Here is a 17,470-nt window from a genome sequence, read left to right as displayed (position 1 = left end):
CAGCATTGCCGCCGTTTGCTTCATTCCATGACCCACTGAAAGGAAACACCATGACCAAGGCCGCAGAAAACATGATCAACCCGGCGGAAATCCTCAAGGCGTGCAGCGCCGCCCACCAGTACGGCCAGAGCGCCGGCGGCTCCATGGCGGAGCCGTTCATGAACTCGGTGCCGGGCATGTCCACCGCCTCCGGCAGCAACGCCAGCAATATGATAGGCAATGTGCAGGACGTGGGCCGTCAGATGCTGGATCACATGACGGCGATCAAGTCCGCGGTGGATAAGCAGGTGGCGGTGCACCAGGACCAGCAGCGCCGGCAGAAGACTTACGACTTCCAGCCGGACATGTCCGACCTGCGCCCCAGCGACGCCAAGGGCTTCCCCACGGAAATGCCGGAAGCCTTCTTCGCGCCCTTCATGCGTAAATAAAGGCGGGCCCTGGATCAGGGCGAGTTTGGACTTGGGAACCGGCAGCGATCTTTTGTTGTGCTAGCGCGTTGTTGGATACGCAGGAGGCAACTTGTCCGATGTGCCCCGGTCCCTTCAAGCCTGCCGTCGGGTGGCAGGCCCGAGGTCTTAAGCGGCTGCCCTGTTTGAGCGATTTGACGTTAGCAAATCGCGAGTTCAGCCGCGCCTCGGGCCTGACGGGAACCGGCGGGAAGCCGTAGGCCAGGTTTGCAGGGCGGCCTTTGGGGTGAAGGGGAATTTGGCCGAGCAAATTCCCCTTCCTGCCCGCCGGGCAGCCCCGGCAATGCAAATCATCATCCGCGTAGCGGATTCAATGGACTACGGCTTAGCCGCCGCTGTCGGCGAACTTCTCCAGATAGAGCTTGAGGCGCTCGCAGCCGTGACGGCGCAGCCAGTCGCGCATCGCGTCCACCATCGGCGGCGGGCCGCAGAGATAGATGTCGGCGGCCCGCGCGCGCAGCGCGTCCGCGTCCAGATGATCCGGGATCAGCCCGCGCTTGCCGCTCCAATTCTCTCCCGGCGCCGTCACCACCGGATGCCAGACAAAGCCGGGCAGCCGTTCGGCCAGGCCGCGCAAGCGCGGCAGCTCGCACAGATCGCCTTCGCGGTTGACGCCGTAATACAGCGTCACCGGCTGGCCGCAGCCGCCTTGTTCCGCCAATTGATCCAGCATGCCGAGAAAGGCGGACAGGCCGGTGCCGCCGGCCAGCATCAGCACCGGCTTGTCGATGTGGCGCAGATAGAAGCTGCCCAGCGGCGCCTCCAGCTCGATGCGGTCGCCGGCCCGCCAGCCGTCGCGCAGATAATTGCTCATCGCGCCGTCCGGCAGCAGCCGCACCAGAAAGCGCAGCTGCTTGTCCGCGCCGGGGGCGTGGGCGAAGGAGTAGGCGCGCCATTGCTCGCCGCCGGGCACGCGCAGCCGCGCGTATTGGCCGGGCAGGAAGGACAGCGCGCCCTCGGCGGCGGAGGCGTCCAGACACAGCACGGCGCAGCTGTCCGATACCGGCTCCACCCGGCTGACCACGGCGCTGAGACGGGCGGCCGGCGCGCCGCGGCACAGGCTGGAGTCGAAGTCGAAGGAAAAGGCCGCGTCCGACAGCACCCGGGTCTGGCAGGACAGCACGCTGCGTTCCGCCAACTCCTCCGCGGACAGCGCCTCGGGGTCGACATAGTCCTGGCTGTAGTCGCCGCGGTCGCAGCGGCCGCGGCAGGTGGCGCACACGCCCTCGCGGCAGTCCATCGGGATCTTGATGCCCTGGCGCAGCGCGGCGTCCAGCAGCAATTCCCCCGGCCGCGCTTCCAGAAATAGCGTTCTGCCATCGAGAAAATTCAAAGCCACTTGATGCATATCGGCGCTTTCCGATTCAAAGATGGTAGAAGTCCAACACCGCGTTGACGGTATCGTTCAGCAAGAGCACATGCTGACGCCGGATCAGCCAGCCGTCGCCGTTTCGCGCCAGCGTGTACGCGGCGCGGCCGTAAAAATAGCGGGTCTCGCCAAAGCGGGTGTAGAAGGTGGCCCAGTTGACGCGCGCCTCCACCAGCCCGTCCGCGCCGCGTTCCACGCGGAGATTGGCCAACTGGTGCAAGGTGCGCGGCATCGGGTTGCAGGCGGCGGATTTGCCGGTGCGGATGCGGAATACCCGGTCTTCCAGGCCGGCGCGGCTGGCGTAGTAGATCAGCGACATCTCGCGCTTGGGGTCGGTGGTGTACACATGCTCGGCGTCCCATTGCGGCACGTGGTATTCGCAGTCCGGCGCGTAATCGGCCAGGTAGGCGTCCCAGTCCTGGCTGTCGCAGCGCTCGGCGTGGCGGTAGAGGAACTGCTCCACCTGATAATGCAGTTCGATATTCATTGCTCGGCCTCCTCGGCGGCGGCGCGCCGCTCCAGCCCTTGCAGCAGGCATTGCCGCCAGGCGCTGTGCTGGTTGACGTACAGGCCCTCATGGGTGATTTCGGTCCCGGTCAGGCAGGGGCGGATGCCCAGGGTCAGGCTATTGGGCGTGGCGCCGGTCTGCCAGCGCGGGTGGCCGCGCGAGATGTCGCTCCAGCGCTCCAGCCGCCCCTGGAAGCCGCGCTGGGCCTCGCGGAACTCGGTCAGATCGTCCGGCGTGCCCATGCCGGACACATTGAAGAAGTCCTCGAACTGGCGGATGCGGTTTTCGCGGTCGGCGGCGGATTCGCCCTTGACGCCCAGGCATTGGCTTTGCACCAGGGTCTTGTTCCAGGCCAGCGGGCGGATGATGCGCAGCTGGGAGCTGATCTGGTCCATGAAGAACAGGCTGGGGTAGATGTTGAGATTGCGCAGCCGGTGCATCATCCATTCCGCCTTGGCCTGGCCGTGTTCGGCCACCAGCCGCGGCATGATGCCGGCGTAGCCGGGCCGCACCGCGGGGTTGGGCATGTCGCTGAACAACAGACTGTGGCCGTTGGGGAAGGAGAACCAGCCGTCGTCGGTGGCGGCGTCGCCGGCGCCCAGCTTGCTGTAGTCCAGCGTGGCGGCCTGCGCCTCGCCTTGTTGGCGGCTGACTTCCTGGCGGTGCTGCACCGTGGCCACGTAGTTGTAATGCACGGTGCTGACGTGGTAGCCGTCCAGGCCGTTTTCGTTTTGCAGCTTCCAGTTGCCGTCGTAGGTGTAGCTGGATTTGCCGGGCAGCACTTCCAGCTCGCCGCTGGGGGATTGCGCCACCATCATGTCGAAAAAGACCTTGGCGTCGCCCAGATAGTCTTCCAGCGCGTCCGCGCCGTCCGCGTCCAGGCTGACGAAGACGAAGCCCTTGTAGCTGGCGACGCGCGCCTGTTTCAGCGATCGGCCGGCCTTGTCGAAGTCCGCCGGGTATTCGCCCGGGGCCTTTACCTTGAGCAGGCGGCCGTCGTTCTTGTAGCACCAGGCGTGGAAGGGGCAGGTGAAGGTGGATTGATTGCCCTTGCACTGGCGCACCAGGGTGGCGCCGCGGTGCTGGCAGGCGTTGACCAGCGCGTGCAGGCCGCCGTTGGCGTCGCGGCTGACGATCAGCGGCTGGCGGCCGGCCTGCAGGGTGATGAAGTCGTTGGGCTCGGCGATTTCGCTTTCGTGACAGGCGTAGATCCAGACTTTCTCGAAGATCAGCTCCATCTCCAGCTCGAACAGCTGAGCGTCGGTGAACATGTCGCGGGCGATGCGGTAGACGCCGTCGTCCGGGCGGAAGTCCAGGCAGCCGCCGACGAAGCTGCGCCATTGCGCCGTGGTGCGGAAGGTTGTGCTCATCGTAATGTCCTTGAACAGGTTCTGCGTTCCGGCGGGCCCGCCGCGCTGGGCGGCGGGCCGCGGTTTCAATCAGTCCATCAGCCTTGGTCCATCAGGCCTGGGCGCGGGCGCGGCTGACCTCGGTGGAGGGGGCCGGAGCCGCTTCGCGGTGCAGGGTGAAGTTGAACTCGATGCGGGCGAAAGGCTTGCCCACGCCGCTCTGGCGCAGTTCCTCCGGCGCGCTGACGCGCTGGACGTCCGGCACCAGCCCGTCGCGCGTGCCGAAGGCGAAGTCGTCCCACAGATGCGGATCGTCCTGGATGTTGATCTGGGTGGTCAGCTTGCGGAAGCCCGGCGCGGACACGAAGAAATGCACGTGGGCCGGACGGTGGCCGTGACGGCCCAGCTGCCGCAGCAGACGGTCGGTGGCGCCGCCCGGCGGCACGCTGTAGCCACAGGGCATGATGCTGCGGAAGCGGTAGCGGCCTTGCTCGTCGGCGCGGATGCTGCGGCGCAGGTTGAAATCGCTCTGGGTTTTGTCGAAGTAGGAGTAATTGCCCAGGCTGTTGGCGTGCCATACCTCCACCAGCGCGTGCGGCACCGGCCGGCCGGCGTCGTCCCGCACCTGGCCGCGCATGAACAAGGGTTCGCCGTCGTCCTTGCCGTCGTCCAGCCGCGCCTCGCATTCGCACAGCGGCGCGCCGGCCACGTAGAGCGGCCCCTCTATGGTGCGCGGCGTGCCGCCGAGCAGGCCGGCCTTGCGTTCGGCCTCGTCGGCGCGCAGGTCCAGGAGGTGTTCCAGCCCGAGCCCGGGCACGATCAGGCCCAGCTCGCCGCTGCGGCCGGCGTCGGCCAACAGCTCCACCGCGCTCCAGAACTCCGACGGCTGGATGTCGAAGTCCTCGATCGCGTAGCACAGCTCGCGCATCAAGCGGTTGACGATGGCGCGGGTGCGCGGATTGGCCTGCTCGCTGGCGGTTTGGTCGAAGCGTTGCAGCAGGGCGTCGATTTCGGCGCGTTCCATGGTGTTTCTCCTTTGTTGACGGGCGGGGCGGGGGTCTTGTGTTTTGCCGCCGCCGCAGTGGACCGCTAAAGCGGGCGCCTAGCGGTCGTCGGCGTGGATGCTGGACGGATGCCGGTTCAAGGGCTTGACCTCGATGCGCATGAAGGGAAACAGCGGCAGGCTGGACAGCAGTTGGTGCAGTTCTTCGGCGTCGGCGACGTCGAATACGCTGATGTTGGCGTACTGGCCGCTGAGCCTCCATAGATGGCGCCATTGGCCGCTGCGTTGCAGCGCTTGCGCGCGTTCGCGCTCGTCCAGCTTCAAGGCCGCCGCCCGTTCCGGGTCCAGGTCGTGCGGCAGGCTGACTTGCATTTCCACATGAAACAGCATGGTGGTCTCCTTGGGGTGTCGGGTGTCAGACCGCGTGCAGGCGCGGCGCGGTCCGGTCGCGGCGCAGGGCCGCCAGCTTGTCCGGGTCCGGGCGCACGCCCAGGCCGGGGCCGGACGGCAGTTGCAGTTCGAAATCGCGGTAGCAGAGCGGCTCGCTCAGCAATTCCTCGGTCAGCAGCAGCGGGCCGAACAGCTCGCTGCCCCAGTCCAGCCGTTCGAAGGTGGAGAACAACTGGGCCGAGGCGATGGTGCCGATGCCGCCTTCCAGCATGGTGCCGCCGTAGAGGCCCAGGCCGTTGACGGCGGCGATCTCGGCCACCTGGCGCGCGGCGAACAGGCCGCCGGACTGCGCTATCTTCACCGCGAACACGTCGGCGGCGTCCCGGCGCGCCAGCTGATTGGCGTCCGCCGGGCCGTGCAGGGATTCGTCCGCCATGATGGGCACCTCGAAGCGCCGCGCCAGCCGGGCCAGCGCCGCCGGGTGCTCGCGCGGCACCGGCTGTTCGATCAGCTCCACGCCGCCGTCCTGCAGCCGGGCGATGGCGCGCTCGGCCTGCATCTCGCTCCAGGCCTGGTTGACGTCGACGCGCACGCCGGCGCGGCCGTCCAGCGCGCGGCGTATCGCCAGCACGTGGGCCACGTCGTCTTCCGGCGCGCGCAAGCCTATCTTCAGCTTGAACGCGCGGTGGCGGCGCCGCTCCAGCATGGCCTCGGCCTCGGCGATGTCGCGGCCGGTGTCGCCGCTGGCCAGGGTCCAGGCCACCGGCAGGCTGTCGCGCACCCGGCCGCCCAGCAGCTCGCTCAGCGGCACCTCCAGCCGCCGCGCCTGGATGTCCAGCAAGGCGGTTTCCAGCGCGCACTTGGCGAAGCGGTTGCCGCGGGCGCCGCGGCGCAGCTTGCCCAGCAGGCGGCCGAAGTCGCGGGCGTCCTCGCCCAGCAGCAGCGGCGCCAGGTAGCAGTCGATATTGGTCTTGACGCTTTCCGGGCTTTCCTCTCCGTATTGCAGCCCGCCTATGGTGGTGGCCTCGCCCCAGCCTTCTTGTCCGTCTCGGCAGCGGATGCGGACCAGGGCCAGCGTCTGGCCGCGCAGGGTGGCCACCGACAACTGGTGCGGGCGGATGGTGGGCAGATCGACCAGAATGGTCTCCACCGTGTCTATCGCGGTATCAGGTATCAAGATTGCGCTCCCGTGGTTTCGGATATCATGCAAGCCTGTGGAACCGCGGGTCCAACACCGTTTTCGTCTGCTTCCATACCTGTGAGGTATTGAATGGAATTGCGCCATCTGCGCTACTTCGTCGCCGTCGCCGAAGAGCTCAACTTCACCCGCGCGGCGGAACGGCTGCACATCGCCCAGCCGCCGCTAAGCCGGCAGATCCAGCAACTGGAGGAGGAACTGGGCCTGTTGCTGCTGGACCGCGGCGCGCGGCCCTTGCAACTGACCGAGGCCGGCCGCTTCTTCTACGCCCAGGCGCGCAATCTGCTGGCCCAGGCCCAGGGCATGCGCGCGATGACGCGCAAGATCGCGCTGGCGCGCCGGCAGCTGGTGATAGGGTATGTCGGCTCCACCTTGTACCGGCCCTTGCCGGAAGTGATACGCCGCTTCCGCGCCATCCATGTCGACACCGAGCTGTCCTTGCTGGAAATGACGTCCTTGGAGCAGGTGGAGGCCCTGAAGGCCGGCCGCATCGATGTGGGCTTCGGCCGGCTCTTGTTCGACGACCCGGCGGTGGAGCGCGAAGTGCTGGCCGAGGAGCCCTTGTGGCTGGCCTTGCCGCTGGAGCACCCGCTGGCGCGGCGCGAAGGACCCTTGCGCCTGCGCGACGCGGCGGAGGAAACCGTGCTGATCTATCCGCGCCAGCCACGGCCCAGCTACGCGGACCAGGTGCTGGCCGCCTTCCGCCAGCGCGCGCTGGAGCCGGCTTACGCGCTGGAAGTGAGAGAATTGCAAACCGCGCTGGGCCTGGTGGCCGCCGGCATGGGGGTGTGCGTGGTGCCGGCCAGCGTGCTGAGGCTGCGCCGCGACGACGTGGTGTACCGGCCGCTGACGGACGAAGGCCTGGCCTCGCCGCTGATCATGAGCGCGCGGCGCGGGGACCGCTCCGAGGAGCTGGCCCTGATCCGGCGCTTATTGCGCGAGCTGCTGCCGCGCGAGGAGGCGCTGGAAGAGTAGGGCAGGCCGCCATCGCCGCAAGGGCGGGTTGAGGCGGCCCTTGCCGTTCGATGCCGCGGCCTAGGCCGTTTTCTCTTGCAAAGAGCGGGCTATCCGGCGCTGCCCGGCCAGCGCGATCACGGCCATCAGCGCGCCGGCGGCCAGGGTCACGCCGAAACCGGCGCGCACGCCGACATGGTCCACCACCCATCCCGTCGCCGCCGCGCCCAGCGCCACGCCGCTGGCGAGGCCGGTGATCAGCCAGGTCAGGCCCTCGGTCAGTTGCGCCGGCGGCGCCATCTCCTCCACCAAGCCCATCGCCACGATCATGGTGGGCGCGAAGAACACGCCGGCCAGCAAGACGCCGGCGCTCAACATCCATAGATTGGAGACCAGCAGCAAGGGCAGGGTGGCCAGCGCCGTGGCGGCGGCCGCCCAGACGAAGAGCCGCGCCAGCGGCATGCTGGCCTTGCGCGCGCCGAACAGCAGGCCGGCCAGGCAAGAGCCTATCGCGTACACCGACAAGACGATGCTGGCCGCCGCCGGCTGTCCCTGCTGCTGGGCGAAGGCGACGCTGATCACGTCCACGGCGCCGGCGATGGCGCCCAGCGCCACCAGGGCGAAGATCAGCACCCGCATGCCGGCCAGGGCGGCGACGGAGCCGCGCCGTTCTTGGGTTCCGGGGTGCACCGGCGGTTCGGTGCCGGTTTGCGCGCAGAAGGCGGCGACGCCGACGGCCAGCAAGACGGCGGCCAGCAGCGGGCCGGCCTGCGGAAACGCCGCCACGCTCAGGCCCACGGCGATGGGCGGGCCGACGATGAAGCAGACCTCGTCCAGCACCGATTCCAGCGAAAACGCGGTGTGCAGGCGCGGCGTGCCGCGGTAAATCTCGGTCCAGCGCGCGCGCGCCATCGCCGACATGCTGGGCATGCAGCCGGCGAAGGCGGCGGAGACGAATAGCGTCCAGGCCGGCCATTGCGCCCAGCTGCAGAACAGGAGCGACAGCATCGCCGCCACGCTGAGCGCGGTGGCCGCGGGCAAGACCCGGCGCTGGCCGTAGCGGTCCACCGCCCGCGACACCTGCGGCGCCAGCAGCGCCATCGAAAAGGTGAAGGTGGCGGCGACGGCGCCGGCCAGCCAGTAGGAGCCGGAGGTTTGCGACAACATGGTGATGATGCCGATGCCGGTCATGGAAATGGGCATGCGCGCCACCCAGGCGGCGGCGGAGAAGGCCAGGCTGCCGGGGTGGGAGAACAGGCTGAGGTAGGGGTTGGCCATCGGGTTTCCTTGTGGCGGACGGCGCCGATCTCGCCTGGTCCGCTGTTTTAATATACGCGACGTATGCTAAACTAATTGACATACGCGCCGTATGTCAACAGCGGCGCGACGGTCAATGCGGAAACAGGGGAGCGGGATGATGAGCAAAACACGCAGCGAAGCCATGGAGGAAACCCGGCGCAGGCTGTTGCTGTCCGCGCGCCGCAGCTTTGGCGCCGACGGCTATGCGGCCACGGTGATGGATGAGCTGACCGCCGCGGCCGGCGTGACCCGCGGCGCGCTCTACCACCACTTTGGCGACAAGAAAGGCCTGTTGCTGGCGGTGGCCCAAGAATTGGACGCCGAGATCGAGGCCGGCCTGGCGCTGGCGGAACGCGAGGCGGCGGACCCGTGGCAGGGCTTCAAGCGCCGCTGCCGCGCGTATCTGCAAGCGGCCACCCAGCCGGAGGCGCAGCGCATTCTGTTGCGCGACGCGCCGGCGGCGCTGGGCGCGGAATACGCGCAGGCCGGCCAGCGGCAGTGCGTGAGCAATATCGCCGAGCGTTTGCGCGCCTTGATGGACGCCGGCCTGATCCGCCGCGCCGACCCGCAGGCGCTGGCGCGGCTGATCAACGGCGCGCTGGTGGAAGGCGCCGGCTGGGCGTCAGGCGCCGAGCGGCCGGAGGAGGCGCTGGCCCAGACGCTGGACGCGCTGGAGCCCTTGCTGGAGGGCCTGCGGCTAGGCGCGGCCGGCTGAACAATTGGACGGCTCAGGCCGCGTCCAGAAAGTCCAGCAAGGCCCGCTCGAAGGCGAGCGGCGCTTCCAGATTGGACAGATGGGAGGCGGGCAGCCGCGCCAGGCGGGCGTCAGGCATCGCCGCGGCCATGGCTTCCGCCTCCGCCACTGTGGTCACCGGATCGAGCAGTCCGGCGATCAGCAGCGCGGGCGCGGCGATGCGCGGCAAGTCCGCGCGCAGGTCGGCGTCGGCCAGCGCCTCGCAGCAGGCGGCGTAGCCGTCCGGCGCGGTGGCCGCCAGCCAGGCGCGCGCCTGCTCGACGATGTCCGGCGCCTGGGCGCAAAAGTCGGCGCTGAACCAGCGCTGATGCGCGCTGGCGGCCAGTTCGGCCAGGCCGCTGTCGCGCACCTGGGCGGCGCGTTGCCGCCAGGCTTCGCTTGCGCCTATCTTGGCGGCGCTATTGCTGACCACCAGGCATTGCAGGCGTTCCGGCGCGTGGGCGCCCAGCCACAGGCCGGTGAGGCCGCCCATCGAAATGCCGCAGAAATGAGCGCGCTCGATGTCCAGCGCGTCCAGCAAGGACAGCGCGTCGCCGGCGAGGTCGGCCAGCCGGGGCGGAACGGCTCCGACGCCGCTGCCGCCGTGGCCGCGCGCGTCGTAGCGCAGCACGCGGTAGCGCCGGCTCAGCGCCGCCAGTTGCGGCCGCCACATTTCCAGCGAGGTGCCAAGCGAGTTGGACAGCAGCAGCGCCGGCGCGCCGGCCGGCCCGTCCACTTGGTAGTGCAGCGCGTGCGTGCCGAGTTTCAGCATGGGCATGGCGAATCTCCTTATCTATACCTGGGATTTCAAAACCGCGGGCGGCGTCCCGCCGCGACATCCTAACCGGCGTTCAGACGCGCTCCATGATCAGCGCGATGCCTTGCCCCACGCCTATGCACATGCTGCACAAGGCGTAGCGGCCGCCGCCGCGCTGCAACTGATAGAGCGCCGTGGCCGCCAGCCGCGCGCCGCTGGCGCCCAGCGGATGGCCCAGGGCGATGGCGCCGCCGTTGGGATTGACGTGTTCGGCATCGTCCGGCAGGCCCAGTTCGCGCAGCACCGCCAGCGCCTGGGCGGCGAAGGCCTCGTTCAGCTCGATCACGTCCATCTGTTCCAGGCGCAACCCGGTCAGGGCCAAGACCTTGCGTATCGCCGGCGCCGGGCCGAAGCCCATGATGCGCGGCTCCACGCCGGCGCAGGCCATGGCCAGCACCCGCGCGCGCGGCGTCAGTCCATGGCGCTGCAGCGCGGCCTCATTGGCCAGCAGCAAGGCGGCCGCGCCGTCGTTGATGCCGGAGGCGTTGCCGGCGGTGACGCTGCCCTCGGGCCGCACCACGCCCTTGAGCCGGGCCAGCGCCTCCAGCGAGGTGGCGCGCGGATGTTCGTCGCGGACAACACGCAGCGGCTCGCCCTTGGACCGCGGAATCGTCACTTCCATCAACTCGTCGTCCAGCCGGCCGGCTTCCTGCGCCGCGGCGGCGCGCAGCTGGCTGCGCAGCGCGAAGGCGTCCTGATCCGCGCGCGAGATGCGGAATTGCTCGGCCACGTTTTCCGCGGTTTCCGGCATCGAGTCCACGCCGTAGCGCTCGCGCAGCAGCGGGTTGACGAAGCGCCAGCCCATGGTGCTGTCCTCGATGCGCAGATTGCGGGCGAAGGCGCTGTCCGCCTTGCCCATCACATAGGGCGCGCGGCTCATGCTTTCCACGCCGCCGGCTATCATCAGTTCGGCCTCGCCGCTCTTGAGCGCGCGCGCGGCCTGGCCGATGGCGTCCAGGCTGGAGCCGCACAGGCGGTTGACGGTGCTGGCCGGCGTGGACGGCGGCAGGCCGGCCAGCAAGACGGCCATGCGCGCCACGTTGCGGTTGTCCTCGCCGGCCTGGTTGGCGCAGCCGTAGAGCACATCGTCCAGCAAGTCCCAGTCCACGCCCGGGTTGCGTTGTCGCAGCGCGCTCAGCGGCAGGGCGGCCAGATCGTCGGCGCGCAGGGCGGACAGGCCGCCGCCGTAGCGGCCGAAGGGGGTGCGGATGGCGTCGCAGATATAGGCCTGGCTCATGGCGTCTCTCCTTGGCGGGCGTCGGTCAGGGGCAGCGGCGTCAGCCGCTCTAGTTCTGCGAAATCCAGGCCGGGCACGCATTCGCGCACCAAGAGCTCGCCGTCGCGGAGGTCGATCACCGCCAGATCGGTATACACCCGGTGCACGCAGCCGACGCCGGTCAGCGGGTAGCTGCAGGCTTCCACCAGCTTGCAGTCTCCCTGCTTGTTCAGATGCTCCATCATGACGAAGACCCGCTTGGCGCCGATGGCCAGGTCCATCGCGCCGCCCACCGCCGGGATGGCGTCCGCCGCGCCGGTGTGCCAGTTGGCCAGATCGCCGCGCCGCGACACCTGGAAGGCGCCCAGCACGCAGATGTCCAGATGGCCGCCGCGCATCATGGCGAAGGAGTCGCCGTGATGGAAGAAACAGCCGCCGGGCAATAGGGTGACCGGCTCCTTGCCGGCGTTGATCAGGTCCGGATCCTCCTGGCCGGGTTCCGGCGCCGGGCCCATGCCCAGCAGGCCGTTCTCGCTGTGCAGGAAGATGTCCAGTTCCGGCGGCAGATAGTTGGCCACCCGGGTGGGCAGGCCTATGCCCAGGTTGACGTAAGCGCCCTCGGGGATGTCGCGGGCCACCCGCGCCGCCATCTGTTCGCGGTCCAGTCGCTTATGCATGCCGGCCTCCTTGCATGGGCTGGCCGGCGACGCAGACCAGCTTGTGAACGAAGATGCCCGGCGTCACCACGGTTTCCGGGTCCATTTCGCCCAGCGGCAGCAACTGCCCCACCTGGACGATGGTCTGGCGCGCGGCGGCGGCCATGATGGGGCCGAAATTGCGCGCCGCCTTGCGGTATTGCAGATTGCCCCAGCGGTCGCCGCGCCAGGCCTTGATCAGCGCGAAGTCGGCGTGGATCGGGTATTCCAGCACATAGTCGCGGCCTGCGATGCGGCGGGTTTCCTTGCCTTCCGCCAGCAGGGTGCCGTAGCCGGTGGGGGTGAAGATGGCGCCCAGGCCGGCGCCGGCGGCCTGGATGCGGGCGGCCAGATTGCCCTGCGGCACCAGTTCCAGTTCGATGTCGCCGGCGCGGTAGAGCGCGTCGAAGACCTGGGAATCCGCCTGGCGCGGAAACGAGCAGACGATCTTGCGCACCCGGCGCGCGCGCAGCAGCGCGGCCAGGCCGGCCTCGCCGTTGCCGGCGTTGTTGTTGACGATGGTGAGATTGCGCGCGCCGTGGTCTATCAGCGCGTCTATCAACTCCGCCGGCTGGCCGGCGACGCCGAAGCCGCCGATCATCACCGTGGCGTCGTCGTGGATGTCGGCAATGGCGGCTGCGGCCGAGCTTACCGTTTTATCTATCATCGACTGTCCTTTGCGGGCTGCATGCAGCCATGAATGGAAAGGAGTTTGTGCGATTATCGAACGATATGTTTTTAATCGCGCATTCAGCATGCTTGCCGGCCTGCCGCAGGGTCAATACGATAATCGCAATAGTGTGCGGTGATCGCTCAACGACGATAAAAGGTGACAAGATGCAACAGTGGCAAGAGGCGGCGGCCGAGGAGGGCGTGGAAGAGAACTTCAGCGGCGATCCCAATTACATGGCCTCGCTGGCGCGCGGCCTGGCGGTGATTCAGGCGTTCTCGGCGCAGCGCCGCCTGCTGTCCACCTCGCAGATCAGCCAGCGCACCGGCATTCCGCGCGCGGCGGTGCGGCGCTGCCTGTACACCCTGGCCAAGCTGGGTTTCGTGGACAGCGAGGACGGCCGGCATTTCGCCTTGCGGCCGCGCATCCTGGCGCTGGGCCACGCCTATCTGGGCTCCACGCCGCTGGCGCGCGCCGGCCAGCCGGTGCTGCGCCACGTCAGCAGCAGCGTCAACGAATCCAGCTCCATCGCCATTCTGGACGGCGACGACATCCTTTACATCGCGCGCGCCTTCACCAGCCGCATCATGACGGTGGACCTGGATATCGGCAGCCGCCTGCCGGCGGTCTGCACCTCGATGGGCCGGGCGATGCTGAGCCGGCTGCCCGCCGCGGAACTCGCCCTCTTGCTGGACCGGGCGCGGCTGGTCCGGCACACGCCGCACACTCTGATTGAGCGGCCGGCGCTGGAGGCGGAACTGGCGCGGGTGGCGGAGCAGGGTTACGCCATCATCGATCAGGAGCTGGAAATCGGCCTGCGCTCCATCGCCGTGCCCATCATCGGCGCCGACGGCCGCGCCGCGGCGGCCATCAATGTGGGGGTGCAGGCGGCGCGCGTCAGCCGCGAGGATTTGCTGCTGCGCATCTTGCCGGTGCTGCGCGAGGCCGCGGCGGAACTGGCACTGCTGGCGGTGTGAGCAGCGCGGCGAGAACGACGCGGATAGGACATCAGAATTAACTGCGCGGCGGAAAACCCTATGCTAAACCTACAGCAATAAGACATAGGCGAAAGCAGGCTGTCATGTCGTTCAAATTTCCGGAAAGGGCGCCCGCCGGCGCTTCCGGCAATGCCGGGCTGGCCTCCGTGGTGGAGGCCGCTCCGGTGGGCGTGCTGGTGGTGGCGGCCGACGGCCGCATGCTCTACGTCAACAGCGCGCTGGAGAATATGTTTGGCTACAGCAAGGCCCAGTTGCTGGGCCAGGCGGTGGAAATGCTGCTGCCGGCCGATATCCGCGAACGCCATCTCGATTTTCGCCAGCTGTTTTTCTCCCATCCCACGCCCAGAACCATGGGCAGCGGCCGCGAGCTGTTCGCCCAGCATGCGGATGGCCGCCAGTTTCCCATTGAAATCGGCCTCGGCTCCATGCCGCACGAAGATGAAATCTGCGCGGTGGCCTTTGTCAGCGACATCACGCCGCGGCGCCGGCTGGAGCATCGCTTCGCCAAGGTCGTGGCCTCGCTGCCCATCGGCCTGCTGATGGCGGGCGCGGACGGCAAGATCTCAATGACCAACCAGGCGCTGGACGCCCTGTTCGGCTACTCGCCGGGAGAGTTGACCGGCCAGCCGGTGGAGGTGCTGCTGCCGCAACGCGTGCGGCAGGGCCACCCGGCTTTGCGGGCCGCCTTCGCCAAGGCGCCGGAAGTCCGGGCGATGGGATCGGGGCGCGATCTGCTGGCCCAGCATAAGAACGGCAGCGAATTCCCGGTGGAAGTGGGCTTGACCCCGCTGGAAACGGAAGGAGAGCGGCTGGTGCTGGCCGCGATCACCGACATCTCCCTGCGCAAGAAATTTGAGGAGACGCTGCAGCAGGCCAACGCCCAGCTGGAGGAGTTCACCTATGTGGCCTCCCATGATTTGCGCTCGCCTTTGCGCGGCATTGCCGACCTGATCTCCTGGATACGCGAAGACCTGGACCCGTCCCAGCTGAGCGCGGACATCGAGAGAAACTTTGTCCGCGCCGAGGAACGCATCGCCCGCGCCGAACGCATGATAGAAGACCTGCTGGAATACGCGCGGGCCGGGCGCCAGGACGAACGCGTCGAGGAAGTCGATCCCGGCCTGCTGGTGCGCGAGACCCTGGAGCTGCTCGATATCCCCCCGGGCTTTCAAGTGGAAGTGGAAATCAAGGCCCGGCCGTTTCCCGCCGCGCGCACGCCGCTGTCGCTGGCGATCCGCAATGTGCTGTCCAACGCCTGCAAGCATCACGGTGGCGGCAAGGGCGTGATCCGCATCGCGGTGGAGGAGGACGGGCGCTTCAATCTGTTCACGGTGGAAGACGACGGCGTAGGCGTGCCGCCAGGCTCGGAAGAACGCATTTTCAAGCTGTTTCACCGCGCCAGCAGCCAGGCGGAAGGGCATGGAGTGGGGCTGGCGGTGACGCGTCGCATGGTCAATAGCAATGGCGGCACGGTGGTGCTGGATAGACACGGCACGCTGGGCGGCGCCTGTTTCCGCATCCGCTGGCCGCGGTTTCCGCTCAAGGAGGTGGGATGATGGCAAGCGTGGCGGTAGCGAGCGATATCACGGTTTTGCTGGTGGACGACGACGACGTGGCCATTGAGGGCGTCTTGCGCGGCGTGCGCCGACAAGGGCTTGAATGCAAGATGGTCACCGCCTGCGATGGCCTGGAGGCCTTGCAAATCCTGCGCGGCGCGCACGACAGCAAGCGGATCACCAGCCCCTTTCTGATCCTGCTGGATCTCAATATGCCGCGCATGGACGGTTTTCAATTCCTGGAAACCATCCGCGCGGACAGCCAGTTGCGCAACTCGGTGATCTTCGTGCTGACCACCTCCTCGCGGGACGCGGACCGCATGCGCGCCTACGAGGAAAACGTGGCGGGTTATATGATGAAGTCCGCCGTGGGCCCGCAGTTCGTGAAACTGATGGAGCTGCTGCATTCCTACGCCCAGTCCGTGGTTTTACCCGCCCGGTAATCAAGATGATCGACGATGTCGAATGCCTGTTGGAAACGCCGCCACAAGTCAGCGTGCTGGTGGTGGACGACGACGACGTCGACCGCGAGCGCATCATCCGCCTGCTGCACCGAAACGCCCTGTGCTCCCAGATTCTGGAAGCGGACTCCAAGGCCAGCGCCTTGAAGCTGCTGGGCCGGGAGTTGTTCGACTTTGTGTTTCTGGACTTCAAGCTGGACGACGGCGACGGCCGCGAACTGGTGCCGTCCATCCAGCAACGCAACCAATCCTGTCTGATCGTGGCGGTCACCGGCACCGGCAATGAACGCATCGCCGCCGAGGCGATCAAGCTGGGCGTCTACGAATACCTGCCCAAGTTCGAACTGACCGAGGACCGCCTGCGCCAGACCATCAGCGACGGCGTGCGGGTGGCGGCGATACAGGCCAAGCTGCGCGAAACCGAACAACTGCTGCAACACCGCAGTCTGTACGACTCGCTGACCGATCTGCCCAACCGCAATCTGTTTCTCGACCGCCTGGATCAGCTGTGCGCCTTGCACGCTCGCAATCAACTGCCGTTCGCCGTGCTGATGATAGACCTGGACCGCTTCAAGGAGGTCAACGACAAGCTGGGCCATCAAGCCGGGGATTTGGTGCTGCGGGAGGTGGGGGCGCGTTTCGCCACCCTGCTGCGCGGCTCGGACACCATCGCGCGCCTGGGCGGCGACGAATTCGCCGCCTTGCTGCTGGAAGTGGATAGCGCGGAATGCGCGCTGGCCATGGCGGAAAAAGTGGGCCATACGCTGGACGCGCCCATTCTGGTGGGCGAGCACGCCTTGTCGATAGGCGCGTCCTTCGGCGTGGCGATGTGCCCGCAGCACGGCTGCGATCCCGCCCAATTGCTGTCCCGCGCCGATATCGCGATGTATCAGGCCAAGAGCCATCTGGGCGCCGTCGCCTTGTACGCGGGAGAAAACGACAAGCCCTGGCCCAAGGCGGGGCAAACCACCCAGGCCTTGATCACGCAATTGACCCGGGCGATCCAGCAAGGCGAGCTGGAAATGCATTATCAGCCCAAGGTCAGGCTGGATACCGAGGAGGTGGTGGGTTTCGAAGCCCTGGTCAGATGGAACAGCCCGGCGCAAGGCCGGGTAAACCCCGACGACTTCATGCCCACGCTGGAGTCATGCAATCTCTTGAGCCGCTTCACTTATCTGACGCTGGAGCTGGTGCTGTCCCAGCAACAATGCTGGATCAGCCAGCGACAAAAGCCGTTCAAGGTGGCGGTGAACATTTCCGCGCGTATGCTGGAGGACAATCGGTTTGTCGAAGAAGTGATGGCGCGGCTGGCGCTCTACAAGGTTCCGCCCAGCCTGCTGGTGCTGGAGTTGACGGAAACCGCGCTGGTCATCAACCCGGTCAAGGCCAAGGAAATGATAGAACAACTGCACGCTCAGGGCGTGTCCTTGTCGATAGACGACTTCGGCGCGGGCTTCACCTCCTTTACCTATCTGAAAAGCTGCCCCATCACCGAGATCAAGCTGGACAAGGCGTTTGCGCAGGACTTGGAGCCGGGCTCCTTCAACGCCTCCTTGATTCAGTGCATGGCGGTCTTCTGCCAAAGCCGCGCCATTGACTTCATTGTCGAAGGCGTTGAGCGTAAAAAGTATTGGCCGGTCTTGATGCAACTGGGTTGCTGCCTGGCCCAGGGCTTCAGCATCGCCAAGCCGATGCCGGCCGCCAAGGTCTTGTCGTGGTGGGAGACCTGGGAGCAAGGCAAGTCATGAAGGCGAGCCGGCCGCGTCTCGGATCGCGGGCAAGGGCTC

Annotated in this window: 18 protein-coding genes; 7 read left to right on the top strand and 11 right to left on the bottom strand. The window is 67.5% G+C overall.

The annotated features are described in order from the left end of the window. Positions 1–50: 50 nt before the first annotated feature. Positions 51–428, top strand: coding sequence for a DUF6277 family protein (locus tag NK214_RS09665; protein WP_253314353.1), 378 nt, complete (start codon positions 51–53; stop codon positions 426–428). Between the two features lie 364 nt (positions 429–792). Here the strand turns inward: NK214_RS09665 and antC are convergent, their stop codons facing one another. The 6 genes from antC to NK214_RS09635 form a co-directional block, all read right to left on the bottom strand. After that, positions 793–1,815: an anthranilate 1,2-dioxygenase electron transfer component AntC gene (gene antC / locus NK214_RS09660; RefSeq protein ID WP_253314352.1), complete on the bottom strand. Its 1,023-nt coding sequence runs from the start codon at positions 1,813–1,815 to the stop codon at positions 793–795. A gap of 16 nt (positions 1,816–1,831) precedes the next feature. Continuing rightward, a complete protein-coding gene (antB, locus tag NK214_RS09655; RefSeq protein WP_227108449.1) occupies positions 1,832–2,323 on the bottom strand; it encodes an anthranilate 1,2-dioxygenase small subunit in 492 nt (163 codons plus the stop codon). Beyond that, positions 2,320–3,714 carry an anthranilate 1,2-dioxygenase large subunit gene (gene antA, locus NK214_RS09650; RefSeq protein WP_231461658.1) on the bottom strand — a complete coding sequence of 465 codons (1,395 nt, stop codon included), beginning with the start codon at positions 3,712–3,714 and terminating at the stop codon, positions 2,320–2,322. The genes antB and antA overlap by 4 nt, the downstream gene beginning before the upstream one ends. 91 nt (positions 3,715–3,805) lie before the next feature. Then, positions 3,806–4,717, bottom strand: a complete 912-nt coding sequence (gene catA, locus NK214_RS09645; RefSeq protein WP_253314351.1) for a catechol 1,2-dioxygenase — start codon at positions 4,715–4,717, stop codon at positions 3,806–3,808. A gap of 78 nt (positions 4,718–4,795) precedes the next feature. Next, entirely contained in the window at positions 4,796–5,086 is a 291-nt protein-coding gene (gene catC, locus NK214_RS09640; protein ID WP_253314350.1) for a muconolactone Delta-isomerase, read from the bottom strand. 25 nt (positions 5,087–5,111) lie between these two features. Further along, the gene (locus NK214_RS09635) at positions 5,112–6,263 is read right to left on the bottom strand and encodes a muconate/chloromuconate family cycloisomerase (RefSeq protein WP_256477411.1); all 1,152 of its coding nucleotides are present in this window, start codon (positions 6,261–6,263) and stop codon (positions 5,112–5,114) included. A 93-nt stretch (positions 6,264–6,356) separates the two neighbouring features. On the opposite strand from NK214_RS09635, the gene NK214_RS09630 reads away from it, so the two are divergent. Beyond that, positions 6,357–7,259, top strand: a complete 903-nt coding sequence (locus NK214_RS09630) for a LysR family transcriptional regulator (protein ID WP_227108446.1) — start codon at positions 6,357–6,359, stop codon at positions 7,257–7,259. 60 nt (positions 7,260–7,319) lie between these two features. On the opposite strand, the gene NK214_RS09625 is transcribed toward NK214_RS09630, so the two are convergent. Continuing rightward, positions 7,320–8,516: an MFS transporter gene (locus NK214_RS09625; protein ID WP_253314349.1), complete on the bottom strand. Its 1,197-nt coding sequence runs from the start codon at positions 8,514–8,516 to the stop codon at positions 7,320–7,322. A 139-nt stretch (positions 8,517–8,655) separates the two neighbouring features. Here NK214_RS09625 and NK214_RS09620 point away from each other — a divergent pair, with 139 nt between their 5' ends. Further along, complete coding sequence (locus tag NK214_RS09620; RefSeq protein ID WP_253314348.1) at positions 8,656–9,252, top strand: TetR/AcrR family transcriptional regulator; 597 nt, start codon at positions 8,656–8,658, stop codon at positions 9,250–9,252. Positions 9,253–9,265: 13 nt separating this feature from the next. Here the strand turns inward: NK214_RS09620 and pcaD are convergent, their stop codons facing one another. The 4 genes from pcaD to NK214_RS09600 all read right to left on the bottom strand — a co-directional run bounded on the left by pcaD (position 9,266) and on the right by NK214_RS09600 (position 12,665). Next, positions 9,266–10,048 carry a 3-oxoadipate enol-lactonase gene (pcaD, locus tag NK214_RS09615; protein ID WP_253314347.1) on the bottom strand — a complete coding sequence of 261 codons (783 nt, stop codon included), beginning with the start codon at positions 10,046–10,048 and terminating at the stop codon, positions 9,266–9,268. 73 nt (positions 10,049–10,121) lie between these two features. Further along, positions 10,122–11,324: a 3-oxoadipyl-CoA thiolase gene (gene pcaF, locus NK214_RS09610; RefSeq protein ID WP_253314346.1), complete on the bottom strand. Its 1,203-nt coding sequence runs from the start codon at positions 11,322–11,324 to the stop codon at positions 10,122–10,124. Further along, positions 11,321–11,980, bottom strand: coding sequence for a 3-oxoacid CoA-transferase subunit B (locus NK214_RS09605; protein ID WP_253314345.1), 660 nt, complete (start codon positions 11,978–11,980; stop codon positions 11,321–11,323). Before NK214_RS09605 ends, pcaF begins: the two co-directional genes overlap by 4 nt. Next, a complete protein-coding gene (locus NK214_RS09600; protein WP_227108439.1) occupies positions 11,973–12,665 on the bottom strand; it encodes a 3-oxoacid CoA-transferase subunit A in 693 nt (230 codons plus the stop codon). Before NK214_RS09600 ends, NK214_RS09605 begins: the two co-directional genes overlap by 8 nt. A gap of 170 nt (positions 12,666–12,835) precedes the next feature. Between NK214_RS09600 and NK214_RS09595 the strand changes: the two genes are divergently transcribed. From NK214_RS09595 to NK214_RS09580, 4 genes are all read left to right on the top strand, one after another. Beyond that, positions 12,836–13,645 carry an IclR family transcriptional regulator C-terminal domain-containing protein gene (locus NK214_RS09595; RefSeq protein ID WP_107800039.1) on the top strand — a complete coding sequence of 270 codons (810 nt, stop codon included), beginning with the start codon at positions 12,836–12,838 and terminating at the stop codon, positions 13,643–13,645. A gap of 104 nt (positions 13,646–13,749) precedes the next feature. Beyond that, on the top strand, positions 13,750–15,222 hold the full coding sequence (locus NK214_RS09590; protein ID WP_227108435.1) for a PAS domain S-box protein: 1,473 nt from the start codon (positions 13,750–13,752) through the stop codon (positions 15,220–15,222). Continuing rightward, positions 15,219–15,665, top strand: a complete 447-nt coding sequence (locus NK214_RS09585) for a response regulator (protein ID WP_227108433.1) — start codon at positions 15,219–15,221, stop codon at positions 15,663–15,665. The genes NK214_RS09590 and NK214_RS09585 overlap by 4 nt, the downstream gene beginning before the upstream one ends. Positions 15,666–15,670: 5 nt before the next feature. After that, positions 15,671–17,431: a bifunctional diguanylate cyclase/phosphodiesterase gene (locus NK214_RS09580; RefSeq protein ID WP_253314344.1), complete on the top strand. Its 1,761-nt coding sequence runs from the start codon at positions 15,671–15,673 to the stop codon at positions 17,429–17,431. Positions 17,432–17,470: the final 39 nt, after the last annotated feature.

Source organism: Chromobacterium sp. S0633 (assembly GCF_024158805.1).
Taxonomy (GTDB): Bacteria; Pseudomonadota; Gammaproteobacteria; order Burkholderiales; family Chromobacteriaceae; genus Chromobacterium.
The sequence above is the reverse complement of the archived record's forward strand: the minus strand, read 5'-3'. Positions and strand labels throughout refer to the sequence as shown.